Consider the following 26,507-nt stretch of genomic DNA (forward strand, 5'->3'; position numbering starts at 1 on the left):
GCTCTGGAACAGGTTCCAGACGACCTTAGTAGTAGAGGGAGTGTAGCGAGGGATTGAGAGGGTGCAGAAACATTTGCGGGGAACCAAAATAATGTGGGAGGGGGCTTGCTCCCGATGGCGGTGGGTCAGTCAAAATACCTGTGACTGGCATGCCGCCATCGGGAGCAAGCCCCCTCCCACAAGGGGTTGCATCAAGGCTGGGGTTACTTAGCGGTCCATTCGGCTACGCGCTCAGGGTGCTTGGCCACCCAGTCCTTGGCTGCTGCATCAGGCTTGGCGCCTTCTTGAATGGCCAGCATGACTTCGCCGATTTCATCCTTGGAGGCCCACTGGAATTTTTTCAGGAAGGCCGCGACTTCCGGCGCTTTCTTCTCCAGGCCCTTGCTGCCGATGCTGTTGACGGTTTCAGCAGCACCATAAATCCCTTTTGGATCGTCCAGGAAACGCAGTTTCCACTTGGCGAACATCCAGTGTGGCACCCAACCGGTGACCGCAATGGATTCCTGCTTGTCTTCGGCGCGGGTCAGTTCGGCGATCATCGCGGCGCCGGAGCTGGCCTGCAGCTTGTAATCGAGGCCGTACTGCTTGATCGCTTCGTCGGTTTTGAGCATCACGCCTGAACCGGCGTCGATGCCGACGATCTTGTTCTTGAAGGTGGTATCGGTCTTGAGGTCTTCGATGGACTTGGCCTTGACGTACTCCGGCACGATCAGGCCGATCTTCGCATCCTTGAAGTTGGGGCCGTAGTCGACCACCTTGTCCTTGTTCTTGGTCCAGTATTCACCGTGGGTCACCGGCAGCCAGGCGGAGAGCATGGCGTCGAGTTTGCCGGTGGCAACGCCCTGCCACATGATCCCGGTAGCGACCGCTTGCAGTTTTACGTCGTAGCCGAGCTTCTGCTTGATCACCTCTGCCGCCACGTGAGTGGTGGCAACGCTGTCGGACCACCCATCCACGTAGCCGATGCTCAGGGTCTTGCTGTCGGCGCTGGCCAGTGTGGAGCCCATCGCAACTACCAGAGTGGCAGCTGCGCCCAAGAGTCGTCGCATCTTCATAGTCTTCCCCGAAAGTGCTGCGCCCGGCGGATGCCGAGCGACGTCAACCTGTTGTTATAGGGTGCACCGCGCCCCCATCACGCGCGTCGATCACGGTGGTACGTCATCAGTGGAGTGCTGACGCTTGGATCATCAACCTGAGCGGGCATTCGACCTGCTCTGTCAGCGACCTCGGTTAAGCAAGAAACGACATCACATAGCCAGTAGGACGATTTGTAGGATTTGTCGCCAAAATCCCGCCCGAACCTTGCATGTCAAAAGTATGCAGCCCCACTGGGACGGGACAAATCCGGGTAAGATGCGCGCCTTTGCTCCCCCCAGAAAAGCCGACCATGCCCGCGATCGCCCGCTTCCCTGCCCTGCCCTATGTCCTAGCCTTGCTCCTCAGCGTGTTGGCCCTCGTCGGCTATTGGTACGGCCTGGGCCGTTCCGTGGTGCTGCCGGACGTCGCCAGCGCCAGCCACAAGCTGCAATGCGCGTCCTATACGCCGTTCGACAAGGACCAATCGCCCTATGACCAGCCGTTCACCCTGCGCCCCGAGCGCATGGACGCCGACCTGGCCCTGCTGGCCACGCGATTTGAGTGCATCCGCACTTATTCGATGTACGGCCTTGAGGCCATGCCGGCGCTGGCCCGCAAGCACGGCTTGAAGTTGATGATTGGGGCCTGGGTCAGCAGTGATCCGATCGCCACCAAAAAGGAAGTCGAGCTGCTGATCGTCGCTGCCAACGCCAACCCCGATGTGGTGACGTCAGTGATCGTCGGCAACGAAGCGCTGCTGCGCAAGGAAGTCACCGCCGCGCAACTGGTGAAGCTCATCCAGACCGTCAAAAGCCAGATCAAACAGCCGGTAACCTACGCCGATGTGTGGGAGTTCTGGCTGCAGCACCCGGAAATCGCTCCGGCTGTGGACTTCCTGACCATTCACCTGCTGCCGTACTGGGAAGATGACCCGTCCGGCATCGACCAGGCCCTCAAGCATGTGGGCGATGTGCGCCAGACCTTCGGCCACAGGTTCCCTGACAAGGACATTCTGATCGGTGAAACCGGCTGGCCCAGCCAGGGCCGCCAGCGCGAGACGGCTGTGCCGAGTCGGGTCAACCAGGCGAAGTTCATGCGCGGCTTCGTTGCCATGGCCGAAGCCAATGGCTGGCACTACAACCTGATCGAAGCCTTTGACCAGCCGTGGAAACGCATCAATGAAGGCGCAGTGGGCGGCTATTGGGGGCTGTTCGATGCCGATCGTCAGGAAAAGGGCATCCTCGCCGGACCGGTGAGCAATGTGCCCTACTGGCAGGTGTGGCTGGGCGCCGGCGCAGTCATTCTACTGGCTGTGTTGGTGCTGGGCGGCCGCGTACGCAGCACGCGCAACGCCCTGGCGCTGCCGCTGTTGGGCGCCGTCGCCGCGGCTTCCATCGGCACCTGGGCCGAGTTGACCCGCGTAACGGCTCGCTCCACGGATGAATGGGCCTGGGCCGCTGTGCTGGTGATGTTGAACCTGCTGATACTGGCTCACGCGGCGCTCGCCCTGAGTACCCGTGAGGGTTGGCGTGAGCGGGCATTCGCCTGGATGGAGCGGCGGGCGGGCTGGCTGGTGGGGATGGCCGGGTTCGCAGGCGCGGTGATGATGCTCGCCATGGTGTTCGACCCGCGTTATCGCAGCTTTCCCAGCGCGGCGCTGGTGTTGCCGGCATTGGTGTACCTGCTGCGCCCGGTCAGCGAGCCGCGTCGGGAGCTGGTGCTGCTGACCGTGATCATCGGTGCGGGCATTGCGCCGCAGCTGTATCAGGAAGGATTGCACAATCAACAGGCATGGGGTTGGGCGGTGGTCAGCCTGTTCATGGCTTTGGCATTATGGCGGTGCCTGAGGGTGCGCAAGGTCTGAAACCGCTATCGCAGGCAAGCCAGCTCCCACATTTTAACCGCGTTCACAGTGAGCAATATGTGAACCCAATCAACTGTGGGAGCGGGCTTGCCCGCGATGAGGCCTTTCAGGCGGCGCGCGGCGTTCTGACCAACCGCAACCCCGCAATCACCAACGCAAACACCGCAAAATTGGCGTTGTACAACACCAGCGCCGGCACCCCAAACAGCAAGGCCAACAGCGCCAACCCGAGTCCCGCGCGCCCTGGCACAAAGAACGCCAGCACAGCCGGTACCAACGTCAGCCAGCCCAGCATCTGGAAGTGAATCATCAACCCCAGGTTCGAACGCACCTGGCATTCCCAGCGGCTGGCCTCGTCGGCGCAAAGGCCAACCCACTGCGCATCTTCCACAAAACCATAGCGCGCGCCATAACTGGCAGCCAGCCATAACGACAGGGCAATCAGCAGCAAAATCAAGGAGAAGCGGCGAGACATGGGGCACTCCGATAGGCAAAAACGGCGCTCAGCTTAATGCCCCGCCGGCCGATGGCAAGGGACATACACACAATTAGTGTTCACCAATGCGTGGCAAAGTGTATCTTCTGCCTGCTATAGCCCAATTCTGATGTAATTTTCCGACATTTTAGTGCCGAGTGATGGCACTTCGGCGATTACGTGGTGGTCATAGCCTGCGAACTTCATTCAGCACCTTTTCCTCTTAGGGATCCAGTCATGCTCCGTTCCTTGCGCTGCGCTGCCTTGCTGGGCAGCCTATTTTTGAGTGCGTCAGCACTGGCGGTCGATATCGACCAGGCCAGCTATGGCTACCCTTTGACCAACCCGTTCGAAGCGACCATCGCAACCACCCCGCCTGACCTTCGGCCGACCCTGCCGACCGACGACGAAATCAACCAGTCCGACCACACCCTGAACATGCGCCCCGAGCGCGAGTTCAGCCTGCCGGACAACTTCTGGGCGGTGAAAAAACTCACCTATCGCATCGCCAAACAGGACCACGCCGCGCCGCTGATCTTCCTCATCGCCGGCACCGGCGCGCGGTTCGACAGCAGCATCAACGAATACCTGAAAAAACTGTATTACCAGGCCGGCTACCACGTGGTGCAACTCTCGTCGCCCACCAGCTTCGACTTCATCAGCGCCGCTTCGCGCTTCGCCACCCCGGGCATCACCCAGGAAGACGCCGAAGACATGTACCGCGTGATGCAGGCCGTGCGTGCGCAGAATGCCTCGCTGCCGGTGACCGACTTTTACCTCACCGGTTACAGCCTGGGTGCGCTGGATGCAGCCTTCGTCAGCAAGCTCGACGAGACCCGCCGCAGCTTCAATTTCAAGAAAGTGCTGCTGCTCAACCCGCCAGTGAACCTCTACACCTCGATCACCAACCTCGACAAGCTGGTGCAGACCGAGGTCAAGGGCATCAACAACACCACCACCTTCTATGAGCTGGTGCTGAACAAGCTGACCCGTTACTTTCAGCAAAAGGGCTACATCGACCTCAACGACGCCCTGCTCTACGACTTCCAGCAATCCAAACAGCACCTGACCAACGAACAGATGGCCATGCTGATCGGCACCTCGTTCCGCTTCTCGGCTGCCGACATTGCCTTTACCTCGGACCTGATCAACCGTCGCGGCCTGATCATTCCACCCAAATATCCGATCACCGAAGGCACCAGCCTCACGCCGTTCCTCAAGCGTGCGCTGCAGTGCGACTTCGACTGCTACCTCACCGAGCAAGTCATTCCGATGTGGCGTGCGCGCTCCGATGGCGGCAGCCTGCTGCAACTGGTCGACCAGGTGAGCCTGTATGCGTTGAAGGACTACCTGCACGCCAGCCCTAAAATCGCGGTGATGCACAACGCCGATGACGTGATCCTCGGCCCTGGCGACCTGGGCTTCCTGCGTAAAACCTTCGGCGATCGCTTGACCGTCTATCCACTGGGCGGCCACTGCGGCAACCTCAATTACCGCGTCAACGCCGACGCCATGCTGGAGTTCTTCCGTGGCTAAATATCTTCTGCTGCTTGCCGCTCTGATGTGCGCAGGCGTGGCCAATGCCGACAACAGCAAGGCCCATGAGCCGATCAAGGTCGACGCCGATGGCTTCAAGGAACCGCTGACCAAGCTCAAGTTCAACCCGGGCCTGGACCAGCGCGAGTTCGAGCGTTCGTCCCTCACCGCGCTCAACGTGTACGACCCGCTGGAATCGTGGAACCGCCGCGTGTATCACTTCAACTACCGCTTCGACCAATGGGTGTTCCTGCCGGTGGTCGACGGCTATCGCTACGTCACGCCCAGTTTCCTGCGCACCGGCGTGAGCAACTTCTTCAACAACCTGGGCGACGTGCCCAACCTGCTCAACAGCCTGCTGCAGCTCAAGGGCCACCGCTCGCTGGAAACCACCGGGCGCCTGCTGGTCAACACCACCATCGGCATCGCCGGCCTGTGGGACCCCGCCACCGCCATGGGCCTGCCGCGCCAGAGCGAAGACTTCGGCCAGACACTGGGCTTCTACGGCGTCCCGGGCGGCGCCTACGTGGTGCTGCCGATCTTCGGCCCCTCCAACCTGCGCGACACCGCGGGCCTGCTGGTGGACTACACTGCCGAGAACCAGATTAACTTCCTGAACGTGGCCGAAGTCAGCTCCAACCACCCGGAGATCTGGGCGTTGCGTGCAGTGGACCGGCGCTATCAGACCAGCTTCCGTTACGGTCAGATGAACTCGCCATTCGAGTATGAGAAGGTGCGGTATATCTATACCGAATCGCGCAAGTTGCAGATTGCCGAGTAAACCGCGTCGATATAAAAAGGCCATTCAACCGAATGGCCTTTTTTATTGCATTTAACCAGACAAAACCCAATTAACTATTTCGGCACAGACTGCGGCGCCATGCTTTACGGGCACATTGTTGAGGCTCGCGGATGGCCGGTGCTACCATGCGCAACCGCCTGTCCTGGCAAGGAAACCTCTGGTTTATGAGCACCATTCGCGAGCGCAATAAAGAAAAAATCCTGCGGGCGGCGAGCGAGGAGTTTGCCGACAAGGGCTTCGCCGCGACCAAAACCAGCGACATCGCCGCCAAGGCTGGGCTGCCCAAGCCCAACGTCTACTATTACTTCAAGTCCAAGGACAATCTCTACCGCGAGGTGCTCGAAAGCATCATCGAGCCGATATTGGCCGCCTCCACGCCGTTCAATCCCCAAGGCGACCCCAAGGACGTACTGAGCAACTACATCCGCTCGAAAATCCGCATCTCCCGCGACCTGCCCTACGCTTCCAAAGTATTCGCCAGCGAAATAATGCACGGCGCGCCGCACTTGAGCGGCGAACAGGTCGAACAACTCAATGCCCAGGCCAGACACAATATCGACTGCATCCAGAGCTGGGTGGATCGCGGGTTGATCGCGGCGATTGATCCTCATCACTTGATGTTCAGCATTTGGGCGGCCACCCAGACCTATGCCGATTTCGACTGGCAGATTTCAGCGGTGACCGGCAAGGCCAAGCTGGATGAGGCGGACTATGAAGCGGCGGCGCAGACGATTATTCGGTTGGTATTGAAAGGGTGTGAGCCGGACTGATGGATCGGGGTGAAGCCATCGCGGGCAATCCCGCTCCCACCTTGCTCTGCGTCGTACACAACATGTATTAACAACCCAAATCCCCTGTGGGAGCGGGCTCGCCCGCGATAGCGTCCTTCCAGACACATCCTGCCAAAAGCCTGTCGATCATCATTGGCAGCCGAGATCTAGCCTCTCAGAACTCCATCTGAACGAAGGCAAAGGAATGTCCGATCTCCCCGCTTCAAAGCGTCTGCGCATAGGTCGTTGTGACGAACTCAATCGTATCTACCTGCTGACCAGCGATACCCTGGGCCGTGAGCCCATCTTCAGTGACTTCAAACTCGGTCGTCTGGTCGTACAGCAATTGCGGATTGCCCAGAATCAAGGTCTGGCTACTTCACTGGCCTGGGTCGTGATGCCAGACCATTTCCACTGGCTGATCTCACTGGAGAAAGGATCGTTGGCCGATCTGATGCGCCAAGTCAAATCCAGAAGCACTCGCGTTGTGAATGCAGTTGCCCAGCGCCAAGGACGCCTTTGGCAACCAGGCTTCCATGATCATGCATTGCGTAGGGAAGAAAGCCTTCAAGGGGTGGCCCGATATATTGTGGCCAACCCCTTGAGGGCTGGCCTGGTGAAGAAATTTGGCGACTATCCACTGTGGGATGCCATTTGGCTTTGACTTGGGACCGAGTCGCTGCCATCGCAGGCAAGCCAGCTCCCACAGGATTACACCGTCCAATGTGGGAGCTGGCTTGCCTGCGATGGGGCCCTAAAGATAATCCAATCAATCTGGCACCCCCGCATCCGCCAGCAACCCCAGCCCCTCAATCGCCGTAATCGCGCACCGCTCATCAATATCCGACGTATCTCCACTGATCCCGATCGCCCCCAGCACCGCGCCCGCCTCGTCCCGAATCAACACCCCGCCCGGTGCCGGCACCACGCTGCCGTGTCCCAGGCTGTTCAACGCGGCGATAAAAGCGGGGCGCTGTTGTGCGTCCAGCGCCAGCAGGCGTGAGCCCTTGCCCATTGCAATAGCCCCCCAAGCCTTGCCGATGGCGATCTGTGGGCGCAGCAGGCTGGCGCCGTCTTCGCGTTGAAGGGTGATCAGATGGCCACCGCTGTCGAGCACCGCGATGCTCAGGGGCGCGGCGGAGATTGCGCGGCCAGCAGTGATGGCGTGGCAGGTCAATTGAGTGGCGAGTTTCAAGGTTAACGCGCTCATGGTGCCGTCCTTCTTCTTTTTATTAGGATGCGCTGGAGGGTGTGCAGCCAGACAAAAAGAATACATTCAACAATTATTTTGTATACAAAATAAATAACAAATAGCGGCGATTCATCGAAAACTCCGTTTCGAATGAGGCAAAAGCTCCTTAGCGAAAAGACATTGACCTGCGCGGCCCGCCGTGAATAAACTCCGGCCAAGAAAAAATTGTATACAATTAAAACAATACGAGGCGCCAAAATGAGCAGAATGAGAGCAATCGAAGCCGCCGTGCTGGTGATGCGTCGCGAGGGCGTTAACACCGCCTTCGGCATCCCGGGCGCCGCGATCAACCCGCTGTATTCGGCCTTGCAGAAGATCGGCGGCATTGATCACATCCTCGCTCGCCACGTTGAGGGCGCCTCGCACATGGCTGAGGGCTACACCCGCGCACGGGCCGGCAATATCGGTGTGTGCATCGGCACCTCGGGGCCTGCGGGCACCGACATGGTCACGGGCCTCTACAGCGCGTCGGCCGACTCGATTCCAATCCTGTGCATCACCGGCCAGGCACCTCGTGCCCGCCTGCACAAGGAAGACTTCCAGGCCGTGGACATCACCAGCATCGTCAAGCCGGTGACCAAATGGGCGACCACCGTGCTGGAGCCGGGCCAGGTGCCCTACGCGTTCCAGAAAGCCTTTTATGAAATGCGCTCCGGCCGCCCTGGCCCGGTGCTGATCGACCTGCCGTTCGATGTACAGATGGCCGAGATCGAATTCGACATCGACGCCTACCAACCGCTGCTCCCGGCCAAACCGCTGGCCACCCGTATTCAGATAGAAAAGGCCCTGGCCCTGCTCGATGCGGCCGAACGCCCGTTGCTGGTGAGCGGCGGCGGCGTGATCAATGCCGACGCCAGCGACTTGCTGGTGGCATTCGCCGAGCTGACCGGCATTCCGGTGATCCCGACCCTGATGGGCTGGGGCACCATTCCCGATGATCATCCGCAGATGGTGGGCATGGTCGGCCTGCAAACCTCGCACCGTTACGGCAACGCGACCCTGCTCGAATCAGACCTGGTGCTGGGCATCGGCAACCGCTGGGCCAACCGCCATACCGGCTCGGTGGAGGTGTACACCGAGGGGCGCATGTTCATCCATGTCGACATCGAGCCGATGCAGATCGGCCGCGTATTCACCCCGGACCTGGGCATTGTGTCCGACGCCGGCGCCGCACTGACGATGTTCATCGAGGTGGCCCGCGAATGGAAAGCCGCCGGCAAACTCAAGGACCGCAGCGCCTGGCTGCATGACTGCCAGCAGCGCAAGGCCACCCTGCAGCGCAAGACCCACTTCGATAATGTGCCGGTCAAGCCGCAGCGGGTATACGAAGAGATGAACCAGGTATTCGGCAAAGACACCTGCTACGTCAGCACCATCGGCCTGTCGCAGATTGCCGGCGCACAATTCCTGCACGTCTATAAACCCCGCCACTGGATCAACTGCGGCCAGGCCGGGCCCCTGGGCTGGACCATTGCGGCGGCCCTCGGCGTGGTCAAGGCCGATCCGAGCCGCACGGTGGTGGCGCTGTCGGGCGACTATGACTTTCAGTTCATGATCGAAGAGCTGGCGGTGGGCGCGCAGTTCAAGCTGCCGTACATCCATGTCGTGGTGAACAATGCCTACCTGGGCTTGATACGCCAGGCCCAGCGCGGCTTCGACATGGACTACTGCGTGCAGCTGTCCTTCGACAACCTCAACGCGCCGCAGTTGAACGGCTATGGCGTCGATCATGTGGCCGTCGCCGAGGGCCTGGGTTGCAAGGCCCTGCGGGTGTTCGAGCCGGGCCAGATCCAGCCCGCGTTGCGCAAGGCCCAGGCAATGATCGAGGCATTCCAGGTGCCGGTGATCGTTGAGATCATTCTGGAACGGGTGACCAATATTTCCATGGGCACCGAGATCAACGCTGTCAATGAGTTCGAGGACCTGGCCCTGGTCGGCCACGATGCGCCGACAGCCATTGCCCTGCTCGATTAAGGAGAACCCTATGCCACGCTTTGCCGCCAACCTGTCCATGCTGTTTACCGAACAGAATTTTCTCGCCCGCTTCAAGGCGGCCGCCGACGCCGGTTTCGCCGGCGTCGAATACCTGTTCCCGTACGAATTCAGCGCCACCGAAATCAAGGCGCAGCTCAAGGCCAACGGCCTGACCCAGGTGCTGTTCAACTTGCCGGCCGGTGACTGGGCCAAGGGCGAGCGCGGCCTGGCGTGCCACCCGGAGCGGGTCGAGGAGTTCCGCGCCGGTGTCACGCTCGCCATCGCCTACGCCCAGGTGCTGGGCAATACCCAGGTGAACTGCCTGGCGGGCATTCGCCCCGAAGGGGTCGACGATAAAACCGTGGAGCAGACCTTTGTCGCCAACCTCAAATACGCCGCCGAACACCTGAAGGCGGCCGGCCTCCGGCTGGTGATGGAGATGATCAACACCCGCGATATTCCGGGGTTTTACCTGAACAACACCGCGCAGGCCCTGGCGATCCGCGAGCAGGTGGCCAGTGACAATCTGTTCCTGCAATACGACATCTACCACATGCAGATCATGGAGGGCGACCTGGCCCGGACCATGGCCACTCACCTGGATGTGATCAACCACATCCAACTGGCCGACAACCCAGGGCGTAACGAGCCAGGCACCGGCGAGATCAACTACCGCTTCCTGTTCGAACATTTGGACCGCATCGGGTACCCGGGTTGGGTCGGCTGTGAATACAAGCCGCTGACCACCACCGAAGCAGGGCTTGGCTGGCTGAAAAGCCATAACGCCATCTAATAAAAAGAGGCTTTCATCATGGCTAACATCGGATTTATCGGCACCGGCATCATGGGCATGCCCATGGCTGCGAACCTGCAGAAAGCAGGTCACCAACTGTTCCTCTCCGAACATCACGGCAAGGCGCCGGCCGAATTGATCAGCACCGGCGCCGTGGCCCTGGCCACCCCGCAACGGGTTGCCCGGGAAGCCGAATTCATCATCGTCATGGTGCCCGACACCCCGCAGGTCGAGGATGTGCTGTTCGGTGCCGAGGGCGTGGCCGCCGGGCTGTCGCCGGACAACGTGGTGATCGACATGAGTTCGATCTCTCCCACCGCCACCAAGGCCTTTGCGGCAAAGATCAACGAGAGCGGCGCCCACTACCTCGATGCACCGGTGTCCGGCGGTGAAGTCGGCGCCAGGGCCGGCAGCCTGAGCATCATGGTCGGTGGCCAGCCGCGGGTCTTCGAGCGCGCCCTGCCGCTGCTGCAGAGCATGGGCAAGAACATCACGCTGGTTGGCGGCAATGGCGATGGCCAGACAGCCAAGGTGGCCAACCAGATCATCGTGGCACTGAACATCCAGGCGGTGGCCGAAGCGCTGCTGTTCGCGGCAAAGAACGGCGCCGATCCGGCCAGGGTGCGTGACGCGCTGATGGGTGGCTTTGCCGCCTCCCGAATCCTCGAAGTGCACGGCGAGCGCATGATCAACGGCACCTTCGATCCCGGCTTTCGTATCAACCTGCACCAAAAGGATTTGAACCTGGCGCTGGCCGGGGCAAAAGAGCTGGGGATCAACCTGCCCAATACCGCCTCCACCCAGCAGGTGTTCAGCACCTGCACGGCACTCGGGGGCGGCAACTGGGACCATTCGGCACTGATCAAGGGCCTGGAGCACATGGCGAACTTCTCGATTCGCGAACAGTAAATGCGATCCCTGTGGGCGGGGGCTTGCGCCCGATGGGTTCACCACGGTCTCTCTGACTCACCCAAAACCCGCCCCCACATGGACAGCCCCTTCGAATCCCCCTAGGCTTGCCCGATCTTCGATTCGGGCGTTCTTTATGCACAGTAATAACGATTGGCGTCAGCGGCTCTACGTCATGGTTTTCCAGAGCGACACCGTCGCCGGGCGGCGCTTTGACGGCATCTTGCTGCTGATCATCCTTGCCAGCCTGGTGATCGTGATGCTCGACAGCATCGACCAGGTCCACCAGAACTACGCCGATGTGCTGGCCTATATCGAGTGGGGCTTCACGCTGATCTTCGCCGTCGAGTACTGCCTGCGCCTGTATTGCTCGCCCAAGCCATTGCGTTATGCCTTCAGCTTTTACGGGCTGGTGGACCTGCTGGCCATCGTGCCCGGCATCCTCGCGCTGTATTACAGCGACGCCCAGTACCTGTTGATCATCCGCATCATCCGCATGCTGCGGATTTTCCGTGTGCTCAAGCTCAGCCCCTACCTCAAGCAGGCCAACTACCTGATGGCGGCGCTGCGCGGCAGCAAGCAGAAGATCGTGGTATTCCTGGTCAGCGTGTGCACCCTGGTGACCGTGTTCGGCACCTTGATGTATGTGATCGAAGGCCCGGAGCACGGCTTTACCAGCATTCCCAAGGGCATCTATTGGGCGATCGTGACGCTGACCACCGTGGGCTTTGGCGACATCGTGCCCAAAACCCCGTTGGGCCAGGTGATTTCGTCACTGGTGATGATCACCGGCTACTCGATCATCGCAGTGCCCACCGGGATCTTCACCGCTGAACTGGCCAGCGCCATGCGCGGTGAACAGCTGCAAACCGACTGCCCGGTGTGCAACAAAAACAGCCATGAGCCCAATGCGGCGTTCTGTTCGCGCTGTGGCAGTAATCTTTTCAGGAAAGTGGAATAAGCAAAGTTCTTTTTAATCTTTAAGGCGCCAGGCGGGTGCCGCTATAGTCGCTGGCACAGTGCCTCCCCTCTTCTCGCACAACAAGGAATGAGCAGTGAAAAAACTCGTTAGCGCCTCTCTCCTGGCCGCCGGCCTTGCCCTCGCAGGCGCCGTGCAGGCCGCACCGGTCACACTGCTCAACGTCTCCTACGACGTGATGCGCGATTTCTACAAGGACTACAACACAGCCTTCCAGAAGCACTGGGACAGCGAGCACCCGAACGACAAGCTGACCCTGCAGATGTCCTTCGGCGGTTCCAGCAAACAGGCGCGCTCGGTCATCGATGGCCTTCCGGCCGACGTGATTACCATGAACATGGCGACCGACATCAATGCGCTGGCCGATAACGGCAAACTGGTGCCGGACAACTGGGTCACCCGCCTGCCGAACAACAGCGCGCCGTTCACTTCGGCCACCGTGTTCATCGTGCGCAAGGGCAACCCGAAAGCCCTGAAAGACTGGCCGGACCTGTTGAAAGACGGCGTGCAAGTGATCGTGCCCAACCCCAAAACCTCCGGTAATGGCCGCTACACCTACCTGTCAGCCTGGGGTTATGTGCTCAAGAACGGTGGCGACGAAGACAAGGCCAAGGCCTTTGTCGGCAAGCTGTTCAAGCAGGCGCCGGTGCTGGACACCGGTGGCCGCGCCGCGACCACCACGTTCATGACCAACCAGATCGGCGACGTGCTGGTGACCTTCGAGAACGAAGCGGAAATGATCGCCCGTGAATTCGGTCGCGATCAGTTCGAGGTGATCTACCCAAGCGTTTCCGCCGAAGCCGAACCGCCGGTGTCGGTGGTCGACAAGGTCGTCGACAAGAAAGGTACTCGCGCAGCCGCCGAAGACTACCTCAAGTACCTGTGGTCGCCCGAAGGCCAGGAAATCGCCGCCAACAACTACCTGCGGCCACGTGACCCGGCGGTGCTGGCCAAGTACACCGACCGCTTCCCGAAAGTCGACTTCCTGTCGGTGGAGAAGACCTTTGGCGACTGGCGCACCGTGCAGAAGACCCACTTCAATGATGGTGGCGTGTTCGACCAGATCTACTCCGGTCAATAATCAAACGCGGTCAGAACCTGTGGGAGCGGGCTTGCCTGCTCCCACATTGGTTTTGCATTCGCCAACTACATCGGCGGTGTAACGCCATCCTTTCCGGCAGAGATGGCCTGGGCAGTGACTTTTCCGCCCGCCCCCTGGGACGCGAACAACACCACCTTCACGCCCGGCTTGAGCAATGTGCGATCCCCAGGCTCCAGGTTGACGATCGGCACATCCTCCGGCACCACGATCTTCTGCTCGCCGCCCTTGTATTTAACGGTCAACGTACGCCCTTTGCTGACCACCAGATCGCCGACGGTACCGTTGGTCATGCTGCTGCCTTCTTTTAAATCGAATGCTCGATGCCCTTCGCCCGTGCCGGCCATGGCCGGGGGGAATACGTGGACTTCAAGAGCGGTCAGCGTGCCGTCAGCATTGGGCATGGCGGCCGAGCCGATGTAGCTGCCCGGCTTGATCTGGTCAATTTTGGTCAGGGTAACGGCGCGCACCTGGGTCGAGGGAGTGAGGTGCACGACCACGTCTTCGCCGCTGTTGACCTTGACGTGCATGGCATCCCCGTCCATCGCGGTGATGGCGCCGCGTACGCCAACGCGCGGTGCCTCGGCCGCGTGCGCCAGGCCAACCGCCATGGCAGCGGCAAGGGTTGAGGCCACAATCATCTTGTTCAACGTGATCTTCATCGCAGTGGATTTCCTGTTTCGGCAATTGTGACTGAATGTATCATTGCCCGGCATAAGTGATATCACGCCAAACAGCCTACTCGTCCCAGAGCGTTGCCTCTACTCTCGCTCGCCATCCTCCCTTGCTTTATGAGAACACCATGAACGCTAAGTCCCACGCTGCACCCACCATGACCCGCGCGATGGTGATGCTGTTTGCGTTTTGCTGCGGTGCCATCGTCGCCAACATCTACTACGCGCAGCCGATCATCGAAATGATCGCACCGGACATCGGCCTGACGCCCGCCATGGCGAGCCTTATCGTCTCCCTCACGCAAATCGGTTATGCCCTGGGCCTGTTCTTTCTGGTGCCGCTGGGTGACCTGCTGGAAAACCGCAAGCTGATGATCACCACCACCGTGGTGGCCATTGCCAGCCTGCTGGGCGCCGCGTTTACCGAGCAGCCGAACCTGTTCCTGCTGGTGTCGCTGCTGATCGGCTTCAGTTCGGTGTCGGTGCAGATCCTGATCCCGCTCGCCGCGCACCTGGCACCCGCCGAATCCCGTGGCCGGGTGGTGGGCAGCATCATGGGCGGCCTGCTACTGGGCATCTTGCTCGCACGGCCGGTGTCCAGCCTGGTGACGGACCACTTCGGCTGGCGCGCGATGTTCATGGCGGCCGCCGCGTTGATGGCGTTTATCAGCGTGGTGCTGATGCTGACCATTCCCAAGCGTCAACCCGATCACAGTGCCAGCTACGGGCAGTTGCTGCGCTCGCTGGGCACCCTGCTGCGTGAGCAACCGCTATTGCGCCAGCGCGCGTTTTACCAGGGCTGCCTGTTCGCCACCTTCAGCCTGTTCTGGACCGCCGCGCCGCTGGAGCTGGTGCGCAGCCACGGTCTGAGCCAAACACAAATCGCACTCTTCGCCCTGGTGGGCGCCATCGGCGCCATCGCTGCGCCCATCGCCGGCCGTCTGGCCGACGCAGGCCACACGCACCGCGCCTCGCTGCTGGCGATGCTGTTTGCCGCGTTGAGCTTCCTGCCGGCCCTGGTGCACCCGTTGTACAGCGTCATCGGCCTGGCCGTGACCGGCGTGGTGCTGGACTTCTGCGTGCAGATGAACATGGTGCTCGGCCAACGTGCCATTTACGCCCTCGACGCCAACAGCCGCAGCCGCCTGAACGCGTTGTACATGACCAGCATCTTCATCGGCGGCGCCTTCGGCTCGGCGATTGCCAGCAGTGTGTATGAACACGGCGGCTGGCTGGGCGTGCTGCTGGTGGGCAGCGCATTCCCGCTGCTGGCGTTGTTGCGCTTTCTGAGTGCATCACGGCACGCGGCGGTCGCATCCGCTTAGGAACGCACCAACTTCTCCAGTGCCGCGTCCGCCAGAAATGACGAGCGGCTTTTGACCTTGTGCTCGCGCACATAGCGGTCGATGCGCTGGATGACATAACCGGGCAAGGTCACATTGACCTTCTCGGTACGGCCCAGATAGGGCGAGATGTCCAGCTCAAGCATCCCCCAGCCCATGCCGGCGTACGCCTCGTCGGCGTGATGATTGGCCACCGACGTTGGCATCGGAATCACCCCGCCCTCTGCGGCAATCTCCTGCAGCAGGATGTGCGCGACTTCCACCGCCGCGTTGTACGCCTCTTCAAAACTGTCTCCGGCGGTGACAGCGCCGGGAATATCGGGGATCTGGATGCCAGTGGCGGTGAAGTCATCACCCCATTCGATACAGATTGGGTATTGCATGCATGCTCTCCTTAAAAATGAAACAGTCCGGCGCGTTTCTTGATGCTTCTCACGGTGCCCAGCGGCAAATCCTTTTTTGGATGGGGCACCGGGATCGTGTACGGGTTATAGCGGTGGGTAAAAACATGATGGCTGCCCGTGACGCGATCCAGCACCCAACCGGCCTCCTGCAGTTCCTTGATGAATAACCTGCTTTGCACCTCAGCCTCCTTGGCTTGGCCCGATTAAAAATAACCCTAGAGTTATCTTCACTCAAGCACAAATTTCAGTTGGGTGACTGCCGGTTATGTGACGGGATATTGGGATTGCGAATGACTATGCAGAATACAGCGCCACTGAAAGGAGCTGCTCGACGGTATCTTCCAGGGCGCCGGAATTGTCCAGCATCAACACCCCTGCGCCGTTGCGGGCAATCAACTGCGCCGTGAACTGCGCATTGCGCGCCAGACGCTCTTCGATATCGGCCAGGGATTCACGCCCACGCGCGATCAGGCGCTGGCGCAGCACGGCCTGATCCACCGTCAACAGCAGCACCTGCGCCTGCGGGTAACGCTCGCGGGTTTGCGCCAGATGCGCACGTGAGCCGTTGACCAGCACATCTTCCCCGTCCGCCAGCCAGTCGTCGATCTCGCGCGGGATGCCATAGGACAACCCATTGGCGTGCCAACTGAGGGCAAACGCACCTTGAGCCTGCAGCGCGGCAAACTGTTGCGCACTCACCCCCTGTGCCGCTTCGCCCACCGCTTCCGCCGAACGCGTGATAACGCGGCGCACGATACGACAACCGCGCTCGACCAAACGTGAGCGCGCGGCGTCCAACAGGCTGTCTTTGCCCGAACCCGATGGCCCGATGAGATAGATCAACCTGCCAGCCATCACTACACCCTGTTTGCTTGTTTTCCAGACATGGGGGCTACCTTACCGGAGCGCGGACCGCCATACACCCATTGGTATGCGGAGTCGGGCATAGCCCGCGGCCTGATAGCTAAATAAGTCTCCCACAGTGTTTTGCAAGATAGAAAAGGCGACCCGAAGGTCGCCTTTTGTCATTGCGCGTACTGCTTGCTCAACCCCGGCGGCACGCCCTGCACGTCGGTGTCTTCCCATGGCCCATTCGGGCTGATGGAACGGCTCCAGCCGTTGCTCCAGCGGTAGTAGGTGCGCTGGCGATAGAAGGTGTCGGGCTGCTCTTCGAGCACGTACACCTGCATCTTGCCGTCCCAGTGGCTGGCGGCGCCTGGTGGCGGGGCGAAGGTGGGCGATTTGCTGGGCACGGGCTTGGGCTGCGGGGTGACCGGGCCGGAAGGCTGCGTGCTCGGCTGCGTCGACGGGCCTGACGGCGGGATGGTCGGGCCGGTCGGGGCTGGAGGTGGGCGGTGGACCGCACAAGCGCTCAGCCCAAGTACCAGGCTGAGCAAGGTGATACGTGCAAATGCGGTCATAGGCGTTTCCTCGATTTACTTGTCCGGACTGTCGATGGTCAGCGGCTGCAATGCCGTGATGCTGCTGGCCAGGGGTTGGCTGCGGCCGATCCACTCGCCGGCGGTTGGAATGCCTGCCCGGGATATGCGCGCAACCAGTTGGACTTCAGGGAAGTTGGACAGTTTCAACGACGGCATCATCGCGTCTGCATCGCCCAGTTCGACTGTGATGGGCAGTTCGGCGACAGTCACGCGCTTGACCGCCAGCGGCGCGGGCGGGCCCTTTACCGCGCGGGCGAAGATGAACACGCTGTCGGTGGGCAGGACGTTGGCCTTGACCGCGGCGGACAGGTCCACGCGCACCGTCATCACGGTTTTTTGCGCCACCGCGCCGCCGCTTTCCTCGAGTTTCTGCGTCGCGCGGTCGATACCACCCTGCAGCGCGGCGCGGGAGTTGTCTTCAGCCGGCAGCAGCGCCAACAGGCGGTTCCAGTAATCGATGGCTGCCTGATAGCGCTGGCCCTCGAACGCGGCGATGCCGAGCAGGCCGAGGCTGGTGACTTCCTTGGGGTCAAGCTTCAATGCTTCGTCCGTGAGTGCCTGAATCCTGGGCGACCAGTGTTTGTTGTCGGCAAAATACTGCGCCTGCGCCCACTGCCCGAGCAGTTCCGGCCGGCGCCCGGCCAGGGCCACGGTGCGTTCGAATACCTGCGCAGCATCGGCGGAGCGGCCCTGGGCCATATAGGCCCGGCCGAGAAAGTACAAGCCTTCGGCCGAGTCGGGCTGGGCCGCAGCAGCGCGCTCCAGACGGCGGGTCATGTCTTCCATGGACACCGGCGGCCGCGAGAATTCACGGGTCAGTTCAACCTTGTCGCTGGCGCCGTAATGCAAGTACAGCGCAACACCCAGCACCGGGACCAGGAACGCCGCCAACAATGGCAGCGGTTTGCCCAGGCGCGACTCGCGGGGCGGTTGCACCCCTTCGGTATCGGCCAATAGTTCGCGCGCCGCTTCCGCACGGCCCGTCTCGAGTTGCGCAGCGTTGAGTACGCCTTCCTGCTGCTGCACCTGCAGCTCGGCGACGCGCTCCTGATACAGCGCCACGTTAAGTGCGGTGCGATCCTCTTCACGCTGGACGCGCCTTGCACGCAACACGGGGATCAACAGAAAACTCAGGGCGGTCAGCAGCAGCAAGCCGGCGGCGAGCCAGAAATCAATCATCGGTCTTGGCTTCCAGCAAGTGGTCGAGGCGTTTGCGCTCTTCAGGGGACAGCGCGTCGGATCCATCGGTGGGCGCAGCGCGCCGACGGCGCACGATCACCGCCATGACGACCAACCCGGTCAGCAACAGCCCGGCAGGCCCGAACCAGAGCAGCGCGGTTTTAGCATTGAGGGCCGGTTTGTAGCGCACGAAATCACCGTAGCGGTCGACCATGAAGTCGATGATCTGCTGGTCGTCCTTGCCCTCCCCCAGCAGGCGGAAGATCTCCTTGCGCAGGTCGGCGGCGATGGGCGCGTTGGAGTCGGCGATGTCCTGGTTCTGGCACTTGGGGCAGCGCAGTTCCTGGGTCAATTCGCGAAACCGCGCGCGCTCGGCGTCGCTGGCGAACACGTAGGTGTCGATGGCGGCGTGGGCCACACTGGCCAATCCCAGGGCCAGTACGGCAGCGGCAAGCAGACGCTTCATGGCCTGGCCTCATCGATCAGCGCCTGGTACCTGGCGGCCAGTTGCTCGCGCCAGACCGCTTCGTCAATCACGCCGACATACTTGTCGCGGATCACGCCTTTGGCATCGATGAAGAAGGTTTCCGGAGCGCCGTACACGCCAAGGTTCAGCCCGAGGTTGCCGTCGTCATCGCGAATATTCAGCTGATAAGGGTTGTGAAACTCGGCCAGCCATTTCAGCGCGGCGGCGTTGTCGTCCTTGTAGTCGATGCCGTAGATCACCACGCCCTGCTCGGCCAGCTTGTTCAGCACCGGGTGCTCGACGCGGCAGGAGATGCACCAGGTGCCCCACACGTTGACCAGCGCCGGCTTGCCCAGCAGGTCGGCGCGGGTCAGGGTTTTATCGCCCTGGACGCTTGGCAATGAGAACTCGGGAAACGGCTTGCCGATCATGGCCGACGGCAGCTCGGCGGGGTTCAGATACAACCCGCGATAGAGAAACACCACCACCAGCAGAAACAGCGCCAATGGCACCAGCATCAACCCACGCCTCATACCGCAGCTCCTTGCAGGCCGAGGGCTTCGCGCACCCGGCTTTTCACTTTGACGCGATAGCGCCGGTCCAGCGCAGCCAGCAAACCACCTGCGCCGGTGAGCAGCCCGCCGAACCAGATCCAGCGCACGAACGGTTTGACGTGCACGCGCACCGCCCAGGCGCCCTCGCCCAGCGGTTCGCCCAGGGCGACATACAGGTCACGGGTAAACCCGGCGTCGATGCCCGCTTCGGTCATCATTGAACTCTGCACCGTGTACAAACGTTTTTCCGGGTGCAACACGGCTACTTCCTCGCCGTTGCGGATGACGCGCACGGTGCCTCTGTCGGAGGTGAAGTTCGGCCCTTCGAAGTGCCTGGCGCCTTCGAAAACAAAGTGGTAACCGGCCAGGTCCATGGACTCGCCTGGCGCCAGGCGCAGGTCGCGCTCGGCGCTGTTCTGGCTGGACAACACCACGCCCAGCGCACACACCGCAATGCCCAGGTGCGCAATCTGCATGCCCCAGTAGCTGCGGGTCAGGCCGGGCAGGCCTTTGATCAAGCCTTTGTGGCGCGTCTTGTCGACGATGTCGCGCATACCGGCGAGCAATACCCAGCCGGCCAGCAGGAAGGTGGCGAGCACCGCCCAGTTGAAGTCGCCATAGGCAATGCCTGCGATCACCGCCAGGACCACGCTGCCCAGCAGCACCGGCATCAGCATGCCGGCGAGCCATTTCAGCGGGGTGTCTTTCCAGCGCACCAGCATGCCAACCGCCATCACCGCCATCAACAGGCCCATCAACGGAACGAACATCGCGTTGAAATACGGCGGGCCCACTGACAGCTTGGCGCCGCTCAGGGCATCCAGCACCAGCGGATACAGCGTGCCGAGCAGGATCATCGAGGCGGCCACCACCAGCACCAGGTTATTGCCCAGCAGCAGGGTTTCCCGCGACCACAGGTTGAAGCCCACCTGGCTCTTGACCACCGGTGCGCGCAAGGCGAACAGGGTCAGCGAGCCGCCGACCACGAACAGCAGGAAGATCAGGATGAACACGCCCCGTGCAGGGTCGGACGCGAACGCGTGCACCGACGTCAGCACGCCCGAACGCACAAGAAACGTGCCGAGCAGGCTGAGGGAAAACGCGGCAATCGCCAGCAACACCGTCCAGCTTTTGAACACGCCGCGTTTTTCCGTGACCGCCAGCGAGTGAATCAGCGCAGTGCCCACCAGCCAGGGCATGAACGAGGCGTTTTCCACTGGGTCCCAGAACCACCAGCCCCCCCAGCCGAGCTCGTAGTAGGCCCACCACGAACCCAGAGTGATGCCAATGCCAAGGAAGGCCCAGGCGACGATGGTCCACGGCCGCGACCAGCGTGCCCAGGCCGCGTCGAGTCGCCCGCCGAGCAATGCAGCGATGGCAAAAGCGAAGGCCACGGAAAAACCGACATAGCCCATATAGAGCATCGGCGGGTGCACGATCAGGCCGATGTCCTGCAGCAATGGGTTGAGGTCGCGCCCGTCCACCGGAATCTGCGGCAGGATGCGGGTGAACGGGTTGGAGGTTATGATCAGGAACAGCAGAAAACCGATGCTGATCATGCCCATCACCGCCAGCACGCGGGCCAGCATCACCTGCGGCAATTGGCGCGAGAACACTGACACGGCGAACGTCCAGCCGCCGAGGATCAAGGCCCACAGCAACAGCGAACCTTCGTGGGCACCCCACACGGCGCTGAACTTGTAGTACCAGGGCAAGGCGCTGTTGGAGTTATTGGCGACATAGGCGACGGAAAAATCGTCGGTCATGAAGGCGTAGGTCAGGCAACCGAACGCGAACAGCAGGAAGGCAAACTGGCCCCAGGCGGCCGGCTGGGCCAGGCTCATCCATAGCCGGTCGCCGCGCCAGGCGCCGAGCAACGGCAGCACGGCCTGCACGACGGCGAAGCACAGGGCGAGGATCATCGCCAACTGGCCAAGCTCCGGAATAAACAGTGCGGACGTCATGGCTTGGCCTCCCTGGCCGGGGTTGGCGCGGATTGGCCGCTGTCTTTAAGGGCTTTGGTCACCTCGGGCGGCATGTATTTCTCGTCGTGCTTGGCGAGCACTTCATCGGCCACCACCACGCCGTTGGCGTTGAGCTTGCCCAAGGCGACGATGCCCTGGCCTTCGCGGAACAGGTCCGGGAGGATGCCGCGATAGCTGATGGTCACGGCCTTGTTGAAATCGGTGACCACGAAGGTCACGTCCAGCGAGTCGCCGGAGCGTTTCAGCGAGCCCTTTTCCACCATGCCGCCGGCGCGGATCCGTGTGTCGACCGGCGCTTCGCCGCTGGCGATCTGGGTCGGCGTGTAAAAGAGGTTGATGTTCTGCTGCAGCGCACTCAAGGCCAGGCCCACGGCAATGCCGACGCCGGCCATGATGGCGAGGATGATCAACAGGCGCTTTCTACGCAGCGGATTCACTTTTCGGTCTCCCGGCGCACACGACGCGCCTCTTGTTGCAGGTAACGCTTGCGGGCCAGGATCGGCGCGGCGACGTTGAGGGCCAGCACCGCCAGGCAGATGCCGTAGGCCGTCCACACATAAAGGCCGTGGTGGCCCATCGCGAGGAAATCACTGAACGACGCAAAACTCACGGACGTACTCCCAGGCAGCGCTGTACTTCAGCCTTGACCCAACTGGCGCGGGCATCACGCTTGAGCACCTCGAGGCGCATGCGCAGCAGCAGCACGGCGCCGAAGAAGCAGTAGAAGCCCAGCACCATCAGCAGCAGTGGCGCCCACATTTCCACCGGCATGGCCGGTTTTTCGGTGAGGGTGAACGTAGCGCCCTGATGCAGGGTGTTCCACCACTCGACCGAGTATTTGATGATCGGGATGTTGATCACGCCGACGATCGCCAGCACCGCGCAGGCCTTGGCCGCGCTGTCACGGTTGCTGATCGCGTTGCCCAGGGCAATCAGGCCGAAATACAGGAACAGCAGAATCAGCATCGAAGTCAGGCGCGCATCCCACACCCACCACGAACCCCAGGTGGGTTTGCCCCAGATCGCGCCCGTCACCAGCGCCACGGCGGTCATCCACGCACCGATGGGCGCGGCGCATTGCAGGGCCACGTCGGCCAGTTTCATCTTCCACACCAGGCCGACGATGCCGCACACCGCCAGCATCACGTAGCAGGATTGCGCCAGCATGGCGGCGGGCACGTGGATGTAGATGATGCGAAAACTGTTGCCTTGCTGATAGTCCGGCGGCGCGAACGCCAGGCCCCAGACCAGACCGATGCCGATCAGCAGCAGTGCGGCGATGCTCAACCCCGGCAGCAGCTTGCCGCTGATGCCGTAAAACCATTTGGGCGAGCCGAGCTTGTGAAACCAGGTCCAGTTCATTGCTGTTTCTCACGGTTGCGTCTCGCCGTGGCAGGACGCTTAGGGTCTTTACTGGCCGAGCCAGACCTCATTATTCGCCGACACTGATTTTCAGGCCGGCGGCTATGGCAAAGGGTGTCAGGGTTACCGCCAGGGCGGTCAGGCTGCCCAGCCACAACAGGTAACCGCTTGCAGGCAGGCCCATGAGCGCGGCCTGCAACGCGCCGCTGCCGAGGATCAACACCGGGATGTACAACGGCAGGATCAACAGGGCCAGCAGCAGGCCGCCGCGCTTCAAACCAACGGTCAACGCGGCGCCCACCGCCCCCAGCAGGCTGAGCACCGGCGTACCGAGCAACAACGACAGTAACAATACCGGCAGACACTCAACGGGCAAGCCCAGCATCATCGCCAGCAGCGGCGCGAGCAACACCAGTGCCAGGCCGGAAAACACCCAGTGTGCCAGCACTTTGGCCAATACCAGAAGCGGCAACGGGTGCGGCGAAAGGACCCACTGTTCCAGGGAGCCGTCTTCGAAATCACTGCGAAACAGCCCGTCCAGCGAGAGCAGCACAGATAACAGCGCGGCCACCCACACCAGGCCTGGGGACAAGCGTTGCAACAGCCCAGTTTCGGGACCGACGGCCAACGGGAACAGCGCGATGACGATGGCAAAGAATACCAGGGGGTTGGCCAACTCGGCCGGGCGGCGGCACAACAGCCGCGCTTCGCGGGCGACCAACAGGGCGAACACACTCATGCCGGCCACCGGTTCAGGTTCAGTTCGCGGTAACCGGCGGGCGTGCGCGCGAGGGTGTGGTGAGTGGTGAGCACCACGCTGCCGCCCTCTTCGCAGTGCCTGGCCAGGTGCGTTTCGAGTTGGGCGACGCCTTGCGAGTCCAGGGCGGTAAACGGCTCGTCGAGGATCCACAACAGCGGGCCGGGCAGATACAGGCGCGCCAGGGCCACACGGCGTTGCTGGCCGGCGGACAGGGTGTGGCAGGGCACGTCCTCAAAGCCCTTGAGGCCGACAGCGGCCAGGGCCCGCCAGATCGCGTCGCGACTGGCCGGGCGATGCAGCGCACAGAGCCAACTGAGGTTTTCTTCAGCGCTGAGCACGTCCTTGATTCCGGCGGCATGGCCGATCCAGATCAGGTTGCGTGCAAGCTCGCTGCGTTGCTCGTCCAGGGGCTTGCCATTGAGCCGCACAACGCCTGCGGTCGGCTGCATCAAGCCGGCCAACAGGCGCAGCAGACTGGTCTTGCCGCTGCCGTTGGGGCCGCTGACCTGCACCATGTCGCCCGCCGCGATCCGCAATTCGAGGTGTTCGAACAGCAAGCGCAGGTCGCGTTCACAGGCAAGCGCTATGGCTTCAAGAAGAGGGCTGGTCAAAAGATCGCGGGCCTTTACGGTTCAAGTCGGCGGTGCGGCGGCCGTTATAGAGAGCAGCACAATAACGGCTTTGGCGACTGATTTAGAGAGCTGGATCAAATGGTTGTGAGGTTTTTAGCGCTCTCTTTGCGCACGGGCGGCATTATACATGCGATGCCCTACGCTAAAGAGGGCAATTTCCCCAGAGATGGCGCGCACGATGACCGGTGAAATCAACCTTCCCACGCTTGCTCCCGCCCCGGCGGCAGGGCCCAGTGCTGCGCCCGCGGTAGGTCAGTTGCTGAAACTGCTGGAGCCACAGGTCGGGCTGATCGACGCGGGAAAAACGGCGAATGCCGAAGTCATCGCGCTCAAACAAGGCGGTGAGGCGTTTCAGTTGCTGCTCAAGCTGACGCTCGACGGCGGCCGCCAGACGCTGGTGCAGGTCAGCAGCCCGCAACCGTTGCCGTTGGGCAGTAACGTCGCGGTCAGCCAGACGCAGGCGGGCAACCTGACCTTGAGTTTGCAGCAGGCCATGAGCGCCAACGTCGCCGCCCTGACCAGCCTGGACACCGACCAGTTGCCAGTGGGCACGCTGTTGCAGGCCAAGGTGCTGACCACCCAGGTGCTGCCCCAGGGCACCACGCAACCGGCGGTCTATCGCTCGCTGGTCACGGTGCTCAATAATGCGCTGGCCGGCGCCACCCTGACGGTGGAGAGCCCGCAGCCTTTGCGGGTGGGCAGCTTGCTCAGCGCTGTGGTGCAGAATGCGCAAACCCTCAATTTTGTACCGCTGAGCGGGCTCAAGGATCAACTGGCCGTCACCCAGCAGCTCGCGACCCAGCAAAGTCGCCAGGGCTCGCTGGATGCGGTGTTCACTGCCCTGCAGAACCTGCCCCGGGGCGACAGCACCTCAGCCGACCTGCGCGCGGCGGCCGATCGCCTATTGGCGGCGTTGCCGGACCTGGCCCAGGTGAGCAATCCCAAGGTGCTGGCGCAGGTGATCCAGAACAGTGGCGCGTTTCTTGAAGCCAAATTACTGGTCGGGCAAAACCCGCAGATTCCGCCACTGGATATGAAAGGCGCGTTGCTGCGCCTGGTCGCCGATCTGCTGCCTGCCCTGCCTGCCTCCACCAACCTGCACGCCATTCTTGCCGCCAACACGCTGGCCCAGGCCATGCCGAACTTCGTGCGTAGCCCGCTGGGCACGCTGGGTCAGGTCGGTGCGCGTCAAGCGCCCGCAGGCTTCCCGCTGCCCGAGCGGCTGATGGCGAAACTGGAAGGCGAAGGCGACCTGGAAAACCTGCTGCGCCTGGCGGCCGGAGCGATTTCCCGGCTACAGAGCCACCAACTGTCGAGCCTGGAGCAAACCGGTCTCACCGCCGATGGTCGTCTGCAAACCACCTGGCAAATGGAAATCCCCATGCGCAACCTGCAGGACATCGTGCCGTTGCAGGTGAAGTTCCAGCGCGAGGAACCTTCGCCGGACAAGGATGAGCCCGAACGCAAAACCAATAAGGACCCCAAGCAGATGCTCTGGCGCGTCGAGTTGGCGTTTGACATGGAGCCGCTGGGGCCGTTGCAGGTCCAGGCGCAGTTGAGCCAGGGCAAACTGTCCAGCCAGTTGTGGGCAACACGCCCGTTTACGGCCAGCCTGATCGAAAGCCATCTGGGCACGTTGCGCGAACGCCTGGTGACGTCCGGCATCAATGTCGGCGACCTCGATTGCCATTTGGGTACACCGCCACGGGGCCCCAAAACCGGACTGGAACAACGTTGGGTGGATGAAACCGCATGAATGACGCTCACTCACCCCGCCAGGCGATTGCCCTCAAGTACGACGGCCAGCAGGCGCCGACCCTCACGGCCAAGGGCGACGACGCCCTGGCTGAAGCCATTCTCAAGCTGGCCCGGGAAAACGAGGTGCCCATTTATGAGAATGCCGAGTTGGTGAAGCTGCTGGCGCGCATGGAACTGGGCGACAGCATTCCCGAAGAGTTGTACCGCACCATCGCGGAGATCATCGCGTTTGCGTGGACGCTGAAAGGTAAGTTCCCGGTGGGCTATGACCCGGATGCCGGGCCGGTGGAGCGCGACATTACCGAGCGTGGCGACGATTACTGAACCCACCCAGGATTCAATGGCCTCTGTGGCGAACGGGTTCATTGTGGCGAGCGGGCTTGCCCCGCGTTGGGGTGCGAAGCGCCCCCATTAAAGA

General features: G+C 61.8%; 30 protein-coding genes. 13 read left to right on the forward strand and 17 right to left on the reverse strand.

All coding sequences use genetic code 11. The annotated features are described in order from the left end of the window. Positions 1-203: 203 nt before the first annotated feature. A complete protein-coding gene (locus TU75_RS14010; protein WP_003233255.1) occupies positions 204-1,055 on the reverse strand; it encodes a glycine betaine ABC transporter substrate-binding protein in 852 nt (283 codons plus the stop codon). Between the two features lie 332 nt (positions 1,056-1,387). On the opposite strand from TU75_RS14010, the gene TU75_RS14015 reads away from it, so the two are divergent. Then, entirely contained in the window at positions 1,388-2,941 is a 1,554-nt protein-coding gene (locus TU75_RS14015; protein WP_060549259.1) for a glycoside hydrolase family 17 protein, read from the forward strand. A gap of 106 nt (positions 2,942-3,047) precedes the next feature. On the opposite strand, the gene TU75_RS14020 is transcribed toward TU75_RS14015, so the two are convergent. Further along, positions 3,048-3,416 (reverse strand): hypothetical protein, encoded by a 369-nt coding sequence (locus TU75_RS14020; protein ID WP_003233259.1) that lies wholly within the window; start codon positions 3,414-3,416, stop codon positions 3,048-3,050. 237 nt (positions 3,417-3,653) lie between these two features. On the opposite strand from TU75_RS14020, the gene TU75_RS14025 reads away from it, so the two are divergent. From TU75_RS14025 to TU75_RS14040, 4 genes are all read left to right on the forward strand, one after another. Then, positions 3,654-4,952: a hypothetical protein gene (locus TU75_RS14025; protein WP_003233261.1), complete on the forward strand. Its 1,299-nt coding sequence runs from the start codon at positions 3,654-3,656 to the stop codon at positions 4,950-4,952. After that, positions 4,945-5,733 carry an MlaA family lipoprotein gene (locus TU75_RS14030; protein WP_003233263.1) on the forward strand — a complete coding sequence of 263 codons (789 nt, stop codon included), beginning with the start codon at positions 4,945-4,947 and terminating at the stop codon, positions 5,731-5,733. Before TU75_RS14025 ends, TU75_RS14030 begins: the two co-directional genes overlap by 8 nt. A 185-nt stretch (positions 5,734-5,918) precedes the next feature. Continuing rightward, complete coding sequence (locus TU75_RS14035; protein ID WP_003233265.1) at positions 5,919-6,524, forward strand: TetR/AcrR family transcriptional regulator; 606 nt, start codon at positions 5,919-5,921, stop codon at positions 6,522-6,524. 205 nt (positions 6,525-6,729) lie between these two features. Then, positions 6,730-7,188 carry an REP-associated tyrosine transposase gene (locus TU75_RS14040; RefSeq protein WP_060549260.1) on the forward strand — a complete coding sequence of 153 codons (459 nt, stop codon included), beginning with the start codon at positions 6,730-6,732 and terminating at the stop codon, positions 7,186-7,188. Positions 7,189-7,293: 105 nt separating this feature from the next. Here the strand turns inward: TU75_RS14040 and TU75_RS14045 are convergent, their stop codons facing one another. Continuing rightward, complete coding sequence (locus TU75_RS14045; protein ID WP_060549261.1) at positions 7,294-7,734, reverse strand: GlcG/HbpS family heme-binding protein; 441 nt, start codon at positions 7,732-7,734, stop codon at positions 7,294-7,296. A 240-nt stretch (positions 7,735-7,974) separates the two neighbouring features. Between TU75_RS14045 and gcl the strand changes: the two genes are divergently transcribed. The 5 genes from gcl to TU75_RS14070 all read left to right on the forward strand — a co-directional run bounded on the left by gcl (position 7,975) and on the right by TU75_RS14070 (position 13,512). Next, positions 7,975-9,750 carry a glyoxylate carboligase gene (gene gcl, locus TU75_RS14050; protein ID WP_060549262.1) on the forward strand — a complete coding sequence of 592 codons (1,776 nt, stop codon included), beginning with the start codon at positions 7,975-7,977 and terminating at the stop codon, positions 9,748-9,750. Positions 9,751-9,760: 10 nt separating this feature from the next. Continuing rightward, positions 9,761-10,543, forward strand: a complete 783-nt coding sequence (gene hyi / locus TU75_RS14055) for a hydroxypyruvate isomerase (protein ID WP_060549263.1) — start codon at positions 9,761-9,763, stop codon at positions 10,541-10,543. A gap of 18 nt (positions 10,544-10,561) precedes the next feature. Next, the gene (locus TU75_RS14060) at positions 10,562-11,452 is read left to right on the forward strand and encodes a 2-hydroxy-3-oxopropionate reductase (RefSeq protein WP_060549264.1); all 891 of its coding nucleotides are present in this window, start codon (positions 10,562-10,564) and stop codon (positions 11,450-11,452) included. Positions 11,453-11,588: 136 nt separating this feature from the next. Continuing rightward, on the forward strand, positions 11,589-12,413 hold the full coding sequence (locus tag TU75_RS14065) for an ion transporter (RefSeq protein ID WP_003233276.1): 825 nt from the start codon (positions 11,589-11,591) through the stop codon (positions 12,411-12,413). Positions 12,414-12,507: 94 nt separating this feature from the next. Further along, on the forward strand, positions 12,508-13,512 hold the full coding sequence (locus TU75_RS14070; protein ID WP_015371633.1) for a sulfate ABC transporter substrate-binding protein: 1,005 nt from the start codon (positions 12,508-12,510) through the stop codon (positions 13,510-13,512). Positions 13,513-13,577: 65 nt separating this feature from the next. On the opposite strand, the gene TU75_RS14075 is transcribed toward TU75_RS14070, so the two are convergent. Further along, entirely contained in the window at positions 13,578-14,192 is a 615-nt protein-coding gene (locus TU75_RS14075) for a DUF5666 domain-containing protein (RefSeq protein ID WP_060549265.1), read from the reverse strand. Between the two features lie 140 nt (positions 14,193-14,332). Between TU75_RS14075 and TU75_RS14080 the strand changes: the two genes are divergently transcribed. Beyond that, complete coding sequence (locus TU75_RS14080) at positions 14,333-15,529, forward strand: MFS transporter (RefSeq protein ID WP_041931443.1); 1,197 nt, start codon at positions 14,333-14,335, stop codon at positions 15,527-15,529. On the opposite strand, the gene TU75_RS14085 is transcribed toward TU75_RS14080, so the two are convergent. The 13 genes from TU75_RS14085 to ccmA form a co-directional block, all read right to left on the reverse strand. Continuing rightward, positions 15,526-15,930 (reverse strand): type II toxin-antitoxin system HicB family antitoxin, encoded by a 405-nt coding sequence (locus TU75_RS14085; protein WP_003233282.1) that lies wholly within the window; start codon positions 15,928-15,930, stop codon positions 15,526-15,528. The two genes, TU75_RS14080 and TU75_RS14085, sit on opposite strands and share 4 nt — an antisense overlap. Before the next feature lie 11 nt (positions 15,931-15,941). After that, complete coding sequence (locus tag TU75_RS14090; protein ID WP_060549266.1) at positions 15,942-16,130, reverse strand: type II toxin-antitoxin system HicA family toxin; 189 nt, start codon at positions 16,128-16,130, stop codon at positions 15,942-15,944. 115 nt (positions 16,131-16,245) lie between these two features. Next, entirely contained in the window at positions 16,246-16,806 is a 561-nt protein-coding gene (phnN, locus tag TU75_RS14095; protein WP_060549267.1) for a phosphonate metabolism protein/1,5-bisphosphokinase (PRPP-forming) PhnN, read from the reverse strand. Between the two features lie 170 nt (positions 16,807-16,976). After that, positions 16,977-17,372, reverse strand: coding sequence for a lipoprotein (locus TU75_RS14100; protein WP_015371629.1), 396 nt, complete (start codon positions 17,370-17,372; stop codon positions 16,977-16,979). 15 nt (positions 17,373-17,387) lie between these two features. Beyond that, the gene (gene ccmI, locus TU75_RS14105; protein WP_060549268.1) at positions 17,388-18,572 is read right to left on the reverse strand and encodes a c-type cytochrome biogenesis protein CcmI; all 1,185 of its coding nucleotides are present in this window, start codon (positions 18,570-18,572) and stop codon (positions 17,388-17,390) included. After that, positions 18,565-19,038 carry a cytochrome c-type biogenesis protein gene (locus TU75_RS14110; protein WP_060549269.1) on the reverse strand — a complete coding sequence of 158 codons (474 nt, stop codon included), beginning with the start codon at positions 19,036-19,038 and terminating at the stop codon, positions 18,565-18,567. Before TU75_RS14110 ends, ccmI begins: the two co-directional genes overlap by 8 nt. Next, positions 19,035-19,571, reverse strand: a complete 537-nt coding sequence (locus tag TU75_RS14115) for a DsbE family thiol:disulfide interchange protein (RefSeq protein ID WP_060549270.1) — start codon at positions 19,569-19,571, stop codon at positions 19,035-19,037. The genes TU75_RS14110 and TU75_RS14115 overlap by 4 nt, the downstream gene beginning before the upstream one ends. After that, positions 19,568-21,556, reverse strand: a complete 1,989-nt coding sequence (locus TU75_RS14120; RefSeq protein WP_060549271.1) for a heme lyase CcmF/NrfE family subunit — start codon at positions 21,554-21,556, stop codon at positions 19,568-19,570. The genes TU75_RS14115 and TU75_RS14120 overlap by 4 nt, the downstream gene beginning before the upstream one ends. Next, positions 21,553-22,014 (reverse strand): cytochrome c maturation protein CcmE, encoded by a 462-nt coding sequence (gene ccmE / locus TU75_RS14125; protein ID WP_015371625.1) that lies wholly within the window; start codon positions 22,012-22,014, stop codon positions 21,553-21,555. The genes TU75_RS14120 and ccmE overlap by 4 nt, the downstream gene beginning before the upstream one ends. Continuing rightward, complete coding sequence (gene ccmD, locus TU75_RS14130) at positions 22,011-22,187, reverse strand: heme exporter protein CcmD (protein WP_003233298.1); 177 nt, start codon at positions 22,185-22,187, stop codon at positions 22,011-22,013. Before ccmD ends, ccmE begins: the two co-directional genes overlap by 4 nt. After that, complete coding sequence (locus tag TU75_RS14135) at positions 22,184-22,939, reverse strand: heme ABC transporter permease (RefSeq protein WP_060549272.1); 756 nt, start codon at positions 22,937-22,939, stop codon at positions 22,184-22,186. The genes ccmD and TU75_RS14135 overlap by 4 nt, the downstream gene beginning before the upstream one ends. 70 nt (positions 22,940-23,009) lie before the next feature. Then, the gene (gene ccmB, locus TU75_RS14140; protein WP_032870359.1) at positions 23,010-23,678 is read right to left on the reverse strand and encodes a heme exporter protein CcmB; all 669 of its coding nucleotides are present in this window, start codon (positions 23,676-23,678) and stop codon (positions 23,010-23,012) included. Then, a complete protein-coding gene (ccmA, locus tag TU75_RS14145) occupies positions 23,675-24,310 on the reverse strand; it encodes a cytochrome c biogenesis heme-transporting ATPase CcmA (RefSeq protein ID WP_003233303.1) in 636 nt (211 codons plus the stop codon). The genes ccmB and ccmA overlap by 4 nt, the downstream gene beginning before the upstream one ends. A gap of 199 nt (positions 24,311-24,509) precedes the next feature. Between ccmA and fliK the strand changes: the two genes are divergently transcribed. Both fliK and TU75_RS14155 read left to right on the forward strand, forming a co-directional pair. Beyond that, a complete protein-coding gene (gene fliK / locus TU75_RS14150; RefSeq protein ID WP_060549298.1) occupies positions 24,510-26,087 on the forward strand; it encodes a flagellar hook-length control protein FliK in 1,578 nt (525 codons plus the stop codon). Further along, the gene (locus tag TU75_RS14155; protein ID WP_003233306.1) at positions 26,084-26,413 is read left to right on the forward strand and encodes an EscU/YscU/HrcU family type III secretion system export apparatus switch protein; all 330 of its coding nucleotides are present in this window, start codon (positions 26,084-26,086) and stop codon (positions 26,411-26,413) included. The genes fliK and TU75_RS14155 overlap by 4 nt, the downstream gene beginning before the upstream one ends. Positions 26,414-26,507: the final 94 nt, after the last annotated feature.

The sequence above is a fragment of the Pseudomonas poae genome (assembly GCF_001439785.1).
Taxonomy (GTDB): Bacteria; Pseudomonadota; Gammaproteobacteria; order Pseudomonadales; family Pseudomonadaceae; genus Aquipseudomonas; species Aquipseudomonas poae.